The following is a 13,366-nucleotide window of genomic DNA, read 5'->3' on the forward strand; positions in this document are numbered from 1 at the left end:
TGACGATGCTCAAGTAGACGCCTGAATGCATGTCGGGCAACGCATTGATACCCACTTCTCCAGACCGATCATGACGACCATAGCCATCATTCCCGCACGCGGCGGCAGCAAACGCATTCCGCGCAAGAACGTCAAAGCGTTTCATGGCAAGCCCATGATTGCCTATTCCATCGTCGCTGCGCAGCAGAGCGGCCTGTTCGACCGGGTGGTGGTCAGCACGGATGACCAGGAGATCATGGATCTGGCGCGTACTCTCGGCGCCGAAGTGCCGTTTGTCCGGCCCGCCGAACTGGCCGATGACCACACGACGACGATTGCCGTTATCCAGCATGCGATCAGCGCCTTGCAGGCTGCGGGAGAGCCGGTGGATCTGGCCTGCTGCATCTATGCCACGGCGCCGTTCGTGCAAGCCCGTTACCTGCACGCCGGCTTTGATGCACTGACCCAGCGCACCGACAAGGCCTATGCTTTCTCGGTCACCAGCTTCCCGTTCCCGGTCCAGCGCGCGATACGCCTTGATGAGGAAGGCTGCGTGGATGCCCTGTACCCGCAGTATCGCAATACCCGCTCGCAGGACCTGGAGGAGGCCTATCACGACGCCGGCCAGTTCTACTGGGGCCGGGCGGATGCCTGGCTACGTGGCGAGGTGATCTTCTCTCCGGCCGCCTTGCCGGTGATATTGCCCCGGTACCTGGTACAGGATATCGATACGCTCGAAGATTGGCGCCGGGCCGAGTATCTCTACGGAGCGCTGCTCGCCGGCGGCGAAATACAGTGAAGGTCCTGATCCGTGCGGATGCTTCCCGGCATATCGGCTCCGGGCATGTCGCCCGTTGCCTGACCCTGGCGCATGTGCTGCGCGCCAGGGGGGCGGAGGTCAGTTTTGCCTGTCGGGAGCTGCCGGGCAATGCGCTACAGAGGATCGCGGAGGCCGGTTTTCCGGCGCTGTTGCTGCCATCACAATATCCTGGCGAGGCGCAGGTCGAACGCATTCAGGATCCCATACCGTGGCAGGCAGATATCGATGCACTCGGTGCATTGCTGCCGGCTGCCCCCCGTTTTGACTGGATCGTGCTGGATCACTACGGGCTGGATGCCAGCTGGCAGTCTGCCGCGCGCCGCTACGCCCAAAATATCGCGGTCATCGACGATCTGGCCAACCGCCCGCATGATGCCGATCTCCTGCTCGATCAGAGCTTGACGGCGGGTATGGCGGCCTACGAGCGGTGGTTACCCGTGAGCTGCCAGACCTTGTTTGGCCCTCGCTATGCCTTGCTGCGTCCCGAGTTTGCCAGCGCTCCAATCGAGATTCGGGATTCGGTAAAGCGCGTACTGGTCAGTTTTGGTGGTGTGGACTTGGGAGGCGAGACCTTTAAAACGATGAACGCCCTGGCAGACATGGCCGAGCTGGAGGTCGATTTTGTCGCCGGTGCGGCAAATCCCGCCTGGGATCGCTTGCAGAGCGTTGCAACCGGACATGGCAACTGGCATCTGTACCAGCATGTTCATGATTTTGCCGCCCTGATGCGACAAGCCGACCTGTTCATCGGCGCCGGCGGCGGCACCAGCTGGGAGCGGGCCGCGCTGGGTCTGCCGACGATATGCATCGCGGTTGCGGCCAATCAGCAGCCGAATGCAGAGCAACTGGCTGCGGTGGATGCACACTGCTATCTTGGTCCCTCGGCAGAAGTAAGTCAGGAGGATTTGCAGCGGGCGATCAAGCAATTGGCCATTCGCGCCGATATCAGAAAGGCGTATGGCGAAAAATCCCGCATCCTGGTCGATGGTAAGGGGGCGCAACGCGTTGCTGCAGCCATGCTGGTCAAAGGCCTGGCCTTGCGAGCAGCGACGCTTGCCGATGCAAAATTGCTGTTTGATGGACGTAACGCTGAATCAGTAAGGCGTTGGTCGATCAACCCGGCGCCCATTATTTGGGCGCAACATCTGAGCTGGCTGCAGGCGGTTCTGCAACGGCAGGACCGGCTTTTGCTGATTGGTGAGTTCGAGGGGGTGCCCGTTGGGGTCCTGCGATATGACCGTAACGCTGAACAATCCGAGCGGGTGGAAGTATCGATCTATCTCTTGCCAGGTAAAGAGGGGCAGGGGTGGGGGGCGGCCTTGCTGGCGGCGGGTGACCAGTACGTTACCCGGCATTGGTCAGGCCTGGCAAAGATCGATGCAACCGTGTTGCCGGATAATCGGGCTTCAATCAAGCTGTTTATCCAGGCGGGCTACCAGCAGCAGGGCGAGCATTTCGAACGAATAGTGTCGCTAGGGCAGCACGAGCCCTGGAAGGAGAGTCATGAATAGCTTCAAGATCGGTCACCGTCTCGTCGGCGCGGATGCAGCCCCCTTTGTGATTGCCGAGATGAGTGGCAATCACAACCAGTCGCTGGAGCGTGCGCTGGCCATCGTCGAGGCTGCGGCCAAGGCAGGCGCGCATGCGCTCAAGTTGCAGACCTATACGCCCGATACCATGACGCTGGATCTTGATGAGGGCGAATTCCATATTGGTGATCCGAATAGCCTATGGGCGGGGACCTCGCTCTACAAGCTGTACCAGGAGGCCTATACCCCCTGGGAATGGCACAAGCCTATCTTCGACCGGGCCAAGGAATTGGGCATGCTGGCGTTCTCGACGCCTTTTGATGAGAGCGCGGTGGACTTTCTCGAAAGCCTCGACGTACCGGCCTACAAGATCGCCAGTTTCGAGAATACCGATATCCCGCTGATACGCCGCGTGGCGGCTACCGGCAAGCCCATGATCATCTCGACCGGCATGGCCAACGTGGCGGAGCTCGATGAGAGCGTGCGAGCTGCCCGTGCCGCCGGTTGCAAGGACCTGGTCCTGCTCAAGTGCACCAGTACTTACCCATCGACACCGGAAAATACCCACCTGCGAACCATACCGCACCTGCGGGACTTGTTTGGCTGCCAGGTGGGCTTGAGCGATCACACCATGGGCGTGGGGGCCGCCGTCGCTGCAGTGGCCTTGGGCGCTACCGTAGTAGAGAAGCATTTCACGCTGCGGCGGGCCGACGGCGGGGTGGATTCGACCTTCTCGCTGGAGCCGGAAGAGCTGGCCTCGCTCGTGGTAGAGACGGAGCGGGCCTGGCTTGCCATGGGGCATGTGCAATATGGCGCGACCAGCGCCGAGAAGAAGTCGCTGGTGTTCCGTCGTTCGCTCTATGTGGTCAAGGATATGGTGGCTGGTGAGGTATTCAGTGCCGAGAATGTCCGGGCGATCCGTCCCGGTCTGGGTCTGCCGCCGAAAGAGCTCGATGTGGTTATCGGTCGCAAGGCGGGTAACGCGATCAAGCGCGGTACGCCGCTGAGCTGGGAGTTGCTGGCGTGATGAAGGCGGGGCTGATCGGCTGCGGCCGCATCGGCTGCGAGTTTGACGACGATGCCGCCCGCATTGGCATCTACACCCATGCGGCGGCCTATCGTGCCGCAGACGGTGTGGAGCTCTGGGCGATTGCCGATGCGGATCCGGCCAAGCTGGCCAACTGCGGCGATCGCTACGGTATTCCGCCCGAGCGACGTTATCTCGACGCGGGCCGGATGCTCGCGACCGAACCATTGCAGTTGCTCAGCATTGCAGCACCCGATCGTTTCCATAGCACCTTGGCCGAGCAGGCGCTGGTTGTTCCTTCATTGCAGGGGTTGTTGCTGGAGAAACCACTGGCCTTGAGCCTGGACGAGGGCCGCCGCTTGCTGGGCCTGGCGAGCGAGCGCCAGGTGGCGTTTGCCGTCAACTACTCTCGCCGGTTCTGTCAGGCGCATGCACGTGTCCGCACCGCCCTGGCGGCCGGGGCATTGGGCCAGGTGCAGCAGGTCTCCGGGTATTACGGCAAGGGGATACGCCACAATGGCAGCCATTGGCTTGACCTGCTGCGCTACCTGATCGGGCCCCTGGCGGCTGTACAGGCCTGGCCCAGCCGGGCGAGCGACTACGAGGGTGATCCCACGCCTGACTTGCGGATAACCTTGCGGAGCGGCCTGCATGCCACCCTGCTCGCCAGCGAGCATCTCAGCTATAGCCTTTTCGAGATGGACATCGTCGCCGAACGGGGGCGCGTACGTATTACCGAAAGTGGGCATCGCATCGAATGGTACGCGGCGGCGGAGAGCCCCTATTACGCAGGGTATAAGCTGCCCATCCAGCAGGAAGTGGATACCAGCGGCATGCGTGATTTGCTGCTTGCCGCGGTGGAAAATCTGCGAGACGCCGTTGTAAATGGTGCCGTAATCCGTTGTTCGGCCGAAGACGGCTTGCTGGCACTCAGCGCTGCTGAAGCAGCCTGCACCTCGCTGCAGACAGGCCAGGCGGAAGGGGTGTCATGAAGCCGCTGGCGGTCGTGGGTGGGGATCCTGGCGGCGGCAACGCCCTGGCGCCGGTTGTCGAGCTGTTGCGCGAGCGTTCGATCCCGCACCGGTTGTTTGCCTATGCCCAGTCGGCGACGGCCTGGCGCGAATGTGGCTGGCATGTCGAGGAGGCTGACGAGCCGCAACTGGCGGCATGCGCTGGCCTGCTTTGCTCCACATCGGTCAATGAGTCGATGTATGAACTGCGATGGATACAGTCGGCGAGGGAGTTGGGCTTGCCCAGCCTGGCCTTGCAGGATTTCTGGAGCAACTATCGCCCGCGTTTCATGCAGCATGGCACCGTGTGCCTGCCGAACCGCATAGCGGTACCTGACGAACTTGCACGGCAGGAGATGCTGGCAGAGGGATTTGCCGCGGAGCAACTGCTGATTACCGGTCAGCCGACGCTGGACAAGCTTGCCCATGGCGCGGCGCCGCTTGATGCCGAGCGGCGGCAGATTCTGCGCGCCAATTGCGGGGTAGGGGACGATGAAGACCTGCTGGTGTTTGTCTCCCAGCCCCTGCGCATGCTGGCTCGGCAACTGGGTCAGGACCGCTATATCGACGAGCAGGCGGCCTTGCAGGACGTTGAGTCTGCCTTGCTGCAATTGAATAGACCGATCGCGCTCAGGGTCAAGCCGCACCCGCGTGAAAACCCGGCGGATTTCACCATGCTGGGCCAGGTCTGGACCAATACCAGGCTTGCTTCCGACGTCCTGGCTCATGATTTGCTTAAATGTGCCGATATCGTAGTTGGCATCCACTCGATGCTGCTGCTGGAAGCGTGCTATCTTGGTTGCCGGGTCTTGAGTTACCAACCCGGCCGCTGGGATAGCGACCCATTACCCTCAAATCGTTCAGGCCTCAGCCGACGTTGTGACGATCCTGCGGAGCTTGCCCGCGTGATTGCCGAACTGCTGGATGGCCAGATGATCACCCCGCCCAGGCTGGATGGTCTTGCCGCACAGCGTGTGCTGGATGCCATGTTGGCGATGCTGGTCTGAACGAGATGTGCCTGGACGGTATTTGGCATGATGCAAGAACTCGCCCTGCTTGGCGGAACCCCGGTGCGCAATGCGCCGTTACCCGCTTACAACACACTGGGCCCGGAAGAGCGGGCTGCTGTCAACGCGGTACTCGATAGCGCGGTACTGTCGCGTTTTCTCGGTGCGTGGACGCCTGATTTCTATGGTGGTGATCGCGTACAGTCGCTGGAGCGCGAATGGGAGAAGTACTTCTCCGTCGCCCATGCGGTCTCGATGAACTCAGCCACCTCCTGTCTCTATGCTGCCGTTGGCGCGCTGGGCGTCGGGCCGGGCGACGAGGTCATCGTCTCTCCCTACACCATGTCGGCATCGGCGGTTGCTGCCGTTGTCTACGGGGCCATCCCCGTATTTGCCGATATCGATCCCGATACCTTCTGCCTGTCTGCCGAGACCATCGCCGCCCGGATCACGCCGCGTACCAAGGCGATCATCGTGGTCGACATCTTTGGTCAGCCTGCGGATTTCGATCCCATCATGGCCCTGGCGCGCCAGCATGGCATCAAGGTGATCGAAGACAACGCCCAAGGTCCTGGTGCTCGTTATCGCGGCCGGATGAGCGGCACGCTGGCCGATATCGGCGTGTTCAGCCTCAATTACCACAAGACCATCCATTGCGGCGAAGGCGGCGTGGCGGTCACGGATGACCCGGACCTAGCCGAGCGCATGCGCTTGATTCGCAATCATGCGGAAGCCGTGGTCAAGCCCAAAGGCGAAACCAATCTCGTCAACTTGGTGGGCTTCAACTACCGGATGACGGAGATCGAGGCGGCGATTGCCGCCGAGCAACTGAAAAAATTGCCGGCCCTGCTTGCCACCCGGCAAAGCCATGCCGCCCATTTGAGCCAACGCCTGGCAGGTTTGCCTGGTATCACGGTGCCGCATGTCCTGGCCGATGTTGAACACGGCTGGTATGTGTACGCGATCAAATACGATGCCGCCTCGACGGGCGTGCCACGCGCCCGGCTTGCGCAAGCACTGCGTGCGGAAGGCATCTCGGTTGGCGAGGGTTATGTGGAGCCGCTCTACCTGCAGCCCATGTACCAGCAGCAGATTGCCTTTGGCCGCGATGGCTTTCCCTTTACCTATAGCGGTTACGAAGGCACGCTGGATTATCGCCGTGGGCTATGTCCTACCACTGAGCAGATGCACTTTGAATCGTTGCTCTATGCCGATTACGTGCACGCCGGCTTGAGCCGGGCGGATGTAGACAGCGTGGCTGACGCCTGGGAAAAAGTGCTGACGCAGACGGATCGTCTGCGCGAGGGTACGGCATGAGTGCGCCGCAGGCCTTCCTGCGCGGTTCGCGCGTTCATCTACGGGCATTGGCGGATACGGATGCTGATGGTCCTTATCCGGCCTGGTTGAATGACGGAGAAGTCTGTGCGGGCAATAGTCACCATGTCTTTCCCTACGGACGGGAGGCGGCCTTGGACTTCATCCGCACCAGCCGGTCACGGCAGGATAGCCTGACGCTGGCCATCGTCCTGACGGCGGAGGACAGGCATGTCGGCAATATCTCCCTGAACCAGATCCATCCTCGCAGCCGATCGGCCGAATTCGCCATCCTGCTGGGGGACCGCGCCGTATGGGGCAGTGGCGTTGGCCATGAGGCGGGGCGCCTGCTGCTGGAGCATGGGTTCAATGCGCTGGGGCTGCATCGCGTTTATTGCGGTACGTTTGCCGACAATGCCGGTATGCGGGCTCTGGCGGGCAAGCTGGGTATGCGGGAAGAAGGTCGGCGGATAGAGGCGGCCTGGAAGGACGGTCGCTTCGTGGATGTGATCGAGTTTGCCGTGTTACGTACCGAATTTTCTGCGACGTGACCGTAAAACAAAACCAAGAGACAGGAATGTACGATGAGTGATAACAAACAAGCCTTGATCGACTGGAAAACAGATGCCTGGAAGGACGCCAATATGGTGGCCTGGTACTCCAAGCGGATGTTCGAGAACAGCAATACCAACCAGCTGAAGCATCAGCTGGAGATGCGTTTTATCGAGCGGTACGCCACAGGTCCCAAAGTGATCGACGTGGGTATCGGGACCGGTCGAGGTTCGATTCCGCTGGCGCAACGCGGCATGGATGTGACCGGTATCGATAGCTCTCAGGCCATGCTGGACGAAACCCAGCGATTGGCTGGCACCACGCCCATGACCCTGCTGCCTGGGGATGTGGCCAATCTGCCTGCACCTTCCAGTCATTTCGACTTCCTGCTTTCGCTCAACGTCGTCGTGCATTTTCCGCACTGGCAAGAGATCCTGCTGGAGTGGGACCGGGTCCTGAAGCCGGGCGGTCGTATCCTGTTTGATATCCATTCGCTTGACCATCTGGAAGCGGTATATGGCACCGGCGAAAAGACCCAGCAAATGCTGGCGGCCGGTGAGGCGGCTTTTGGCAGCTACATGTCGCACGCTCGTGCTGCGGATCTGGTCGAGTGGGCCAATCAGCATGGCTACCGTGTCAATGCCATCGTGCCGGTAGGTGGCTTCGTCGTCAGCACTCGCAATCACTGGCTGACCAGTCTTGAATCCAAGCACTGGTGGAATCGTCTGCTCGGGTGGATGACCACGGACAAGAAGCTGTTTGACTTTGCCCTTTGGCTGGAGACTGAAGTGGTCTGGAAGCTGCCCTGTACAGCGACGGGGCGCTTCATGGTTGTACTGGATAAGGTCGCTGACACGGCCGCCAATGCCGTATGGCTGGCAGACCAGCAGCGCCTCAATGCAACCTGGCGCGCAGGGGATGCCATCCATGCGCTACCGGCTATGTCGCCCGCTCAGTTGGCCCTGCTACGTCAGCATCTTGCTCATCCTCGTAACAGCTTCTTCCTGTTCGAGTTGATCAAGGTGGTACGTCAGCATTTTCCAAGCCTGCCGATCGAGCAATACCTTCCTGGCGAGATCACCAGCCTTTTCGAGGACTGGCAGTTGCAGGAGCAGATTGATCAATACGCACTTCGCGTTGCCGGTGAATGGCGGCGGAGTGGTGATTTTGGCGCCAAATTCGAATACGGCGGCGTGCCCATGGGGCCGGGCCTTGAGTACAACCTTGTACGCGACATGCTTGTCGATTACCTGAACGTGTTCCAGCAGGGAGAACAACAATGACCAGCAAGCAAGGAGCCATCGTCTCCCTGTTATGGCCTCGCTACCATAATGTGATCGAAGTGTTCTGCGCCAATGAGCCGGGCACGATCGTGTTGACACCGCGCGCGCATTTCAGCGTTGAACTTGCCCAGACGCTGGAGCGCCTCGGCAGCCGGTTGGTGGAGTTGGAAAGCCTGCTCGACCAAACCGGTGAGCAGCAGATTCACGACGCGGTCAACCTGAACCTGAACAAGCTGGCCCACTATTTCACGACGACCGGTTGGGAAGACGGGTGCGCGCTGCTGGAGCTGGAGGAGGCGCGATTCCAGCCATTGCTGAAGGATCGTGCAGATGCAGAAGTGCCTGCGATGGTGCATTTGCTGCAATCTTTGCAGACGGCTCACGGACAGTTCGAGATCCGCTTGCTGGTTGCCAGCGAGGACCTGACGGCGCAGTCGAAGACTGCCGTGATCTGGGCGAAGCGGGAAGGTGTACCGAGCCTGCAGCTGATGCACGGCGTTGCGCTCTGCAAGCCCTATACCGTCCATGGTGCGCTGTTTGCGGAGCATCTGGCCGTCTACGGGCAACGAGGTCTTGAGAGCTACCTGGATATTGGTGTTGATCCCCAGCACTGCTATGTGACGGGTAATCCCGCCTGGGATAGCTACCCCGCACATATCGCGGCCCGGGACACCTACCGTGAGCAGCTGGCGCAGTCGTTCAAGCTGGACAAGAACAAGCCGTGGCTTGTGTTTGCCACGACGTGGGCTGCCAATCTGACAGCCGTGGGCAACCCCCTGGCCTTTGAGCAAGGGGTTCAGCAGTTCCTTGAATCGGTACGGGATTTGCGCGATGCGGGTATAGCGGCCGAATTTGTCATCAAGGATCGTCCTGGCACGCATTTCGATGCGGAATCGATCATCCGCAAGATCGCCGAGGGGCTGGGGCTGACGGCAGACGCTTACTGCTATAGCACGGCTAGTGCGGAGCAGTGGGTAGTTGCCGGTGATGTTGTCATTGGCACCGATTCGAACATCCAGGTCGAGGCGATGATCGCGGGTACGCCGGTCGTGAACCTGATGAACTGGTTTGGCGTACGGCTTGGCCCTAGTTTCGACGCAGAGTCTGGCGTGGTTGAAGTCGGACCTGAAGAACTCGCGCCAATATTGGCCCACCTTGCCACCAATGCCGAGACGCGTACCCATCTTGGCGCCAAGGTCAAAGAGGCCGCACCGCGCTACAACACCGGTGTGGATGGCCTCGCGCACCAGCGTTCGGCCGAGCTCATGCGTCAGTTGCTCAAGGCCAAGGAGCCTGTGGGCTACATCTGGCAAGAGCTGCTCGATGTGGAGCACATGGATGCGACGGGCTATCACGATGGCCGTCGCCCGGATCTGGTCGAGATGTTCAGCAATGAGCCGCGCCTGCTGCTGGATATCGGTTGCTCAGCCGGTGGTACCGGCTTGGCTTTCAAGCAGAAATATCCCAATGCGAAGGCCTGGGGGATTGAGCTGAACCAGGCGGCAGCGACCAAGGCGGCAACCCGCCTGGACAAGGTGCTGTGCGGCAAGTTTGAAGATTTTGATCTGGTGGCCGAAGGGATAGAGCCAGGCACGCTTGATGCGGTGATCATCGCCGACGTGTTGGAGCACATGTACAACCCCTGGGATGTACTGATGAAGCTCAAGCCGCTGCTCTCGCCGAGAGGGCAGATCGTCACCAGCATCCCGAATACCCGCAATGCAGGCCTGATGGAAGACCTGGCGCGCGGCTATTGGCGTTATGACGCATGGGGTTTGCTGGATATCACCCATATCCGGTTCTTTACCTTCAAGGAAATCAAGCGCTTCTTCCATGAGACGGGCTACCACATCACCAAGGCCGTCAACGGGATCGATCCACGACTGAAGAGCTTGTACGATGTCTTTGCACCCAAAGTGCCTTGCGATATCGACTGCGGCAAGATGGTGTTGAAAGGGGTGACGCTGGAAGAGCTGGGAGAGCTGTGTTCCCTGCAGTTCTATACGGTAGCCGAGCTCGGTTCAGAAGCGTTGACCGACTATAACCCCGTGGCACCGGCAGCCATTCAGCCAGCAGAGACTTACAAGCAGTTCCTGCATACCCATCTTTTGACGTCGGTCGAGGTGGGACACTATGAAAAGCGCATCGTGGAATGGGGCGTCCAGCCCAAGGTGCATGCCGTGGTGGTGGCGAGTGGCGAGGCACTGGCGGGCCTTGCCGCCTCTGTACAGTCGTTGGCCAATCAGCTTTATTACCATGTGCACTTCACCATCCTTGCGCCGATGCAGGCACCGGATGGGTTCGCGTCAAATGAGCGCATGACATGGCGTGCCTACGATGGGCATCCGAATAATGCGATCAATGAAATCCTGACCGGCAGCGACGCCGAGTGGGTGACCGTACTGCAGGCGGGTGACGAGCTGGTGCCTCATGCTTTGCTCTATGCCATGGAGGCCGCGTACAGCCATCCTGAGTGGCGTGTCATCTATACCGATGAAGATCGTCGTGATGAAGCCGGCAACTACGGTAGTCCCTACTTCAAGCCGGATTTCTGCCCGGACTACTATCAGTCGATCCCCTATATCGGTGACTTCTTCCTCGTCCGGCGCGATTTCTTTGCTGGCTTGGGCGGTTTTGCGCCGGAAGCCCTGGGCGCCAGCAATTTTGACTTGTTGCTGCGGGCGCAAGAGGCAGGCGGGCAGGGGGTGTTTGGTCACATTGCGGATGTGCTTTATCATCGCAGTGAAAAGCGCAGCCTCGATACCTTGCCGACGCAGGACAGTATCGTAGCGGGCAACGTTGCGCTGGTTGACTCGCTCCGTCGGCGCGGCATTGACGCCGAGGTTGGCAGCGGCAACCTGCCAGGGACTTACCGTACCCGCTATCGTCATGAACAACGGCCCCGTGTTTCCATCATCGTTCTCACCTGGGAGAACCTCGCAGCACTGCAAGCGACACTGGAAGGCGTACTCAATACGACAGACTGGCCTGATTACGAACTGCTGATCATCGATATGGGCAGCGAGGACCAGGAAACGCTGACCTATCTGTCTGGTCTGGATGGGATGGGTGAGGATCGCCTGCGCGTCTATCGTGTGTCCGGTGAGCAGAATCTGGCCAAGCTGCGTAACCAGGCTGCGTCCGAGGCGACCGGCGAATACCTGTTGTTCCTCGATAACGATGTCACGCCGCTACAGGCGGACTGGTTGTCGGAAATGATGTCCGAAGCACAACGCCCGGAAGTCGGGATCGTTGGGCCGCGGCTCCTCCGTCCTGATGGCACCGTGGACGATGCCGGCCGCATTCTCGGCCTGCTGGGCTTGGCGGAAAGCCCCTTCCTGGGTCTGCACTTCGATGAGCCGGGTTACTACGGTCGTCTGCAGACCACGCAGAACTATTCGGCGGTATCGGGTAGCTGCCTGTTGATTCGTCGTGCCATCTTCCAGACGGTAGGTGGGCTGGATGAATCGTTTGACCTCTATCAGGCAGACCACGACCTCTGCTTGCGAGTCACCAAGAGCGGGCATCGTGTTGTCTGGACGCCTTATGCAAACCTGTTGCATAGCCGCGGTGCCAGTCAGCTCAATGAGTCCCTGCTTCCTGCCGAACAGCGAGAGGAGCGGGAGCGCGCAAACCAGGCCTTGCTCTACCAGCGCTGGTTGAGAGAGCTATCGTTCGACCCGGCCTACAACAGCAACCTCATACTGCAAGGCGGCGTATTCGAGATCGAACCTCGTCCGCAATTGACGAAGCAGGCGCTGCCCTGGAAGCCTCTGCCCCGGTTGCTCTCCATTCCTGGTGATGATTGGGGCTGCGGCAACTACCGTATCATCCAGCCACACACGGCTGCGGTGAATGCGGGGCTGGTGGAAGGCTGGAAGTCATTCGACCACTATCTGATGGTCGAGATTGGGCGCATGGAGCCGGATACCATCGTGCTGCAGCGGCAGATCATGGATCACCAGTTGCCATTCCTGCGTGAGTACAAGCTGCAGAAGGATATCCGTCTGGTGTTCGAGGCTGATGACCTGATGACGGCCGTACCCAAGAAGAGCCTGCATCGTGCCGACCTGCCGCGCGACATGGCCGACAAGATGCGGCGCGCCCTGGCGTTCTGTGACCGGTTCATCGTCACGACTGAGCCGCTGAAGGAAGCGTTCCGGGACATGCACCACGATATCCGCGTCGTGCCCAACAGCATCGACGCCGAAATCTGGGGCAAGTTCAAGCCGCAGCGCCGTGTCGGCAAGAAGAAACCCCGCGTTGGGTGGGCCGGTGGGGTTAGCCACGGTGGTGACCTGGAGATCATCTACGATGTGGTGCGTGAGCTGGCGGATGAGGTTGAGTGGGTATTCTTCGGCATGGCGCCGGAGCCTATCGCGGCCTACCTCGCGGATATCCGCGGTGGTGTCTCCTTCAAGGAGTATCCGACCCATCTGGCGAGCCTGAATCTGGATGTGGCTATCGCACCGCTGGAGCTCAATGCGTTCAATGAGTGCAAGAGCAATCTGCGGGTGTTGGAGTACGGCATCCTCGGTTATCCGATGATTGCCACCAACTTCACGCCGTACCAGGGTGACTATCCGATCACCCTGGTGAATAACACTACGGCAGAGTGGGTGAAGGCGATCCGCGAACACATCAATGATCTGGATGAGTCCGCACGCCGCGGTGATGCCTTGCGGCAGCATGTTCTGGACCATTGGATGTTGCAAGATCGACTGCCGGACTGGATGTCGGCCTGGTTCGAGTTTTAAGATAGTGACCCGACCGGCAAAAATTGCAGGCCCCCTGCAAATTTTTGCCGGTCAGCCCTAAAGTTCCATCAGAACTCGTCGATAAAGG

9 protein-coding genes are annotated in these 13,366 nt (G+C 60.1%); all 9 read left to right on the plus strand.

Annotation, left to right across the window (positions count from 1 at the left end; all coding sequences use genetic code 11):
• Nucleotides 1–70 precede the first annotated feature (70 nt).
• The 9 genes from pseF to ACYVHK_RS21670 are packed head-to-tail and all read left to right on the plus strand — an operon-like array spanning nucleotide 71 to nucleotide 13,278.
• Nucleotides 71–778 carry a pseudaminic acid cytidylyltransferase gene (pseF, locus tag ACYVHK_RS21630; protein ID WP_460536471.1) on the plus strand — a complete coding sequence of 236 codons (708 nt, stop codon included), beginning with the start codon at nucleotides 71–73 and terminating at the stop codon, nucleotides 776–778.
• Nucleotides 775–2,310 carry a UDP-2,4-diacetamido-2,4,6-trideoxy-beta-L-altropyranose hydrolase gene (gene pseG, locus ACYVHK_RS21635; protein ID WP_460536473.1) on the plus strand — a complete coding sequence of 512 codons (1,536 nt, stop codon included), beginning with the start codon at nucleotides 775–777 and terminating at the stop codon, nucleotides 2,308–2,310. The genes pseF and pseG overlap by 4 nt, the downstream gene beginning before the upstream one ends.
• Nucleotides 2,303–3,355: a pseudaminic acid synthase gene (gene pseI, locus ACYVHK_RS21640; protein WP_460536475.1), complete on the plus strand. Its 1,053-nt coding sequence runs from the start codon at nucleotides 2,303–2,305 to the stop codon at nucleotides 3,353–3,355. The genes pseG and pseI overlap by 8 nt, the downstream gene beginning before the upstream one ends.
• Complete coding sequence (locus ACYVHK_RS21645; protein WP_460537084.1) at nucleotides 3,355–4,347, plus strand: Gfo/Idh/MocA family protein; 993 nt, start codon at nucleotides 3,355–3,357, stop codon at nucleotides 4,345–4,347. Before pseI ends, ACYVHK_RS21645 begins: the two co-directional genes overlap by 1 nt.
• Nucleotides 4,344–5,372 (plus strand): hypothetical protein, encoded by a 1,029-nt coding sequence (locus tag ACYVHK_RS21650; RefSeq protein ID WP_460536477.1) that lies wholly within the window; start codon nucleotides 4,344–4,346, stop codon nucleotides 5,370–5,372. The genes ACYVHK_RS21645 and ACYVHK_RS21650 overlap by 4 nt, the downstream gene beginning before the upstream one ends.
• Before the next feature lie 27 nt (nucleotides 5,373–5,399).
• Nucleotides 5,400–6,689, plus strand: a complete 1,290-nt coding sequence (locus ACYVHK_RS21655; protein WP_460536479.1) for a DegT/DnrJ/EryC1/StrS family aminotransferase — start codon at nucleotides 5,400–5,402, stop codon at nucleotides 6,687–6,689.
• Entirely contained in the window at nucleotides 6,686–7,237 is a 552-nt protein-coding gene (locus tag ACYVHK_RS21660; protein ID WP_460536481.1) for a GNAT family N-acetyltransferase, read from the plus strand. The genes ACYVHK_RS21655 and ACYVHK_RS21660 overlap by 4 nt, the downstream gene beginning before the upstream one ends.
• A 33-nt stretch (nucleotides 7,238–7,270) precedes the next feature.
• Entirely contained in the window at nucleotides 7,271–8,521 is a 1,251-nt protein-coding gene (locus ACYVHK_RS21665; RefSeq protein ID WP_460536483.1) for a class I SAM-dependent methyltransferase, read from the plus strand.
• On the plus strand, nucleotides 8,518–13,278 hold the full coding sequence (locus tag ACYVHK_RS21670) for a glycosyltransferase (protein WP_460536485.1): 4,761 nt from the start codon (nucleotides 8,518–8,520) through the stop codon (nucleotides 13,276–13,278). Before ACYVHK_RS21665 ends, ACYVHK_RS21670 begins: the two co-directional genes overlap by 4 nt.
• Nucleotides 13,279–13,366: the final 88 nt, after the last annotated feature.

Source organism: Chitinimonas naiadis (genome assembly GCF_054780835.1).

Excerpts from the sequence above, each read along its gene's own strand:
- pseF (WP_460536471.1), top strand. The coding sequence starts at position 71 with ATGACGACCATAGCCATCATTCCCGCACGCGGCGGCAGCAAACGCATT.
- ACYVHK_RS21655 (WP_460536479.1), top strand. The coding sequence starts at position 5,400 with ATGATGCAAGAACTCGCCCTGCTTGGCGGAACCCCGGTGCGCAATGCG.
- ACYVHK_RS21645 (WP_460537084.1), top strand. The coding sequence starts at position 3,355 with ATGAAGGCGGGGCTGATCGGCTGCGGCCGCATCGGCTGCGAGTTTGAC.
- ACYVHK_RS21665 (WP_460536483.1), top strand. The coding sequence starts at position 7,271 with ATGAGTGATAACAAACAAGCCTTGATCGACTGGAAAACAGATGCCTGG.
- pseI (WP_460536475.1), top strand. The coding sequence starts at position 2,303 with ATGAATAGCTTCAAGATCGGTCACCGTCTCGTCGGCGCGGATGCAGCC.
- ACYVHK_RS21660 (WP_460536481.1), top strand. The coding sequence starts at position 6,686 with ATGAGTGCGCCGCAGGCCTTCCTGCGCGGTTCGCGCGTTCATCTACGG.
- ACYVHK_RS21670 (WP_460536485.1), top strand. The coding sequence starts at position 8,518 with ATGACCAGCAAGCAAGGAGCCATCGTCTCCCTGTTATGGCCTCGCTAC.
- ACYVHK_RS21650 (WP_460536477.1), top strand. The coding sequence starts at position 4,344 with ATGAAGCCGCTGGCGGTCGTGGGTGGGGATCCTGGCGGCGGCAACGCC.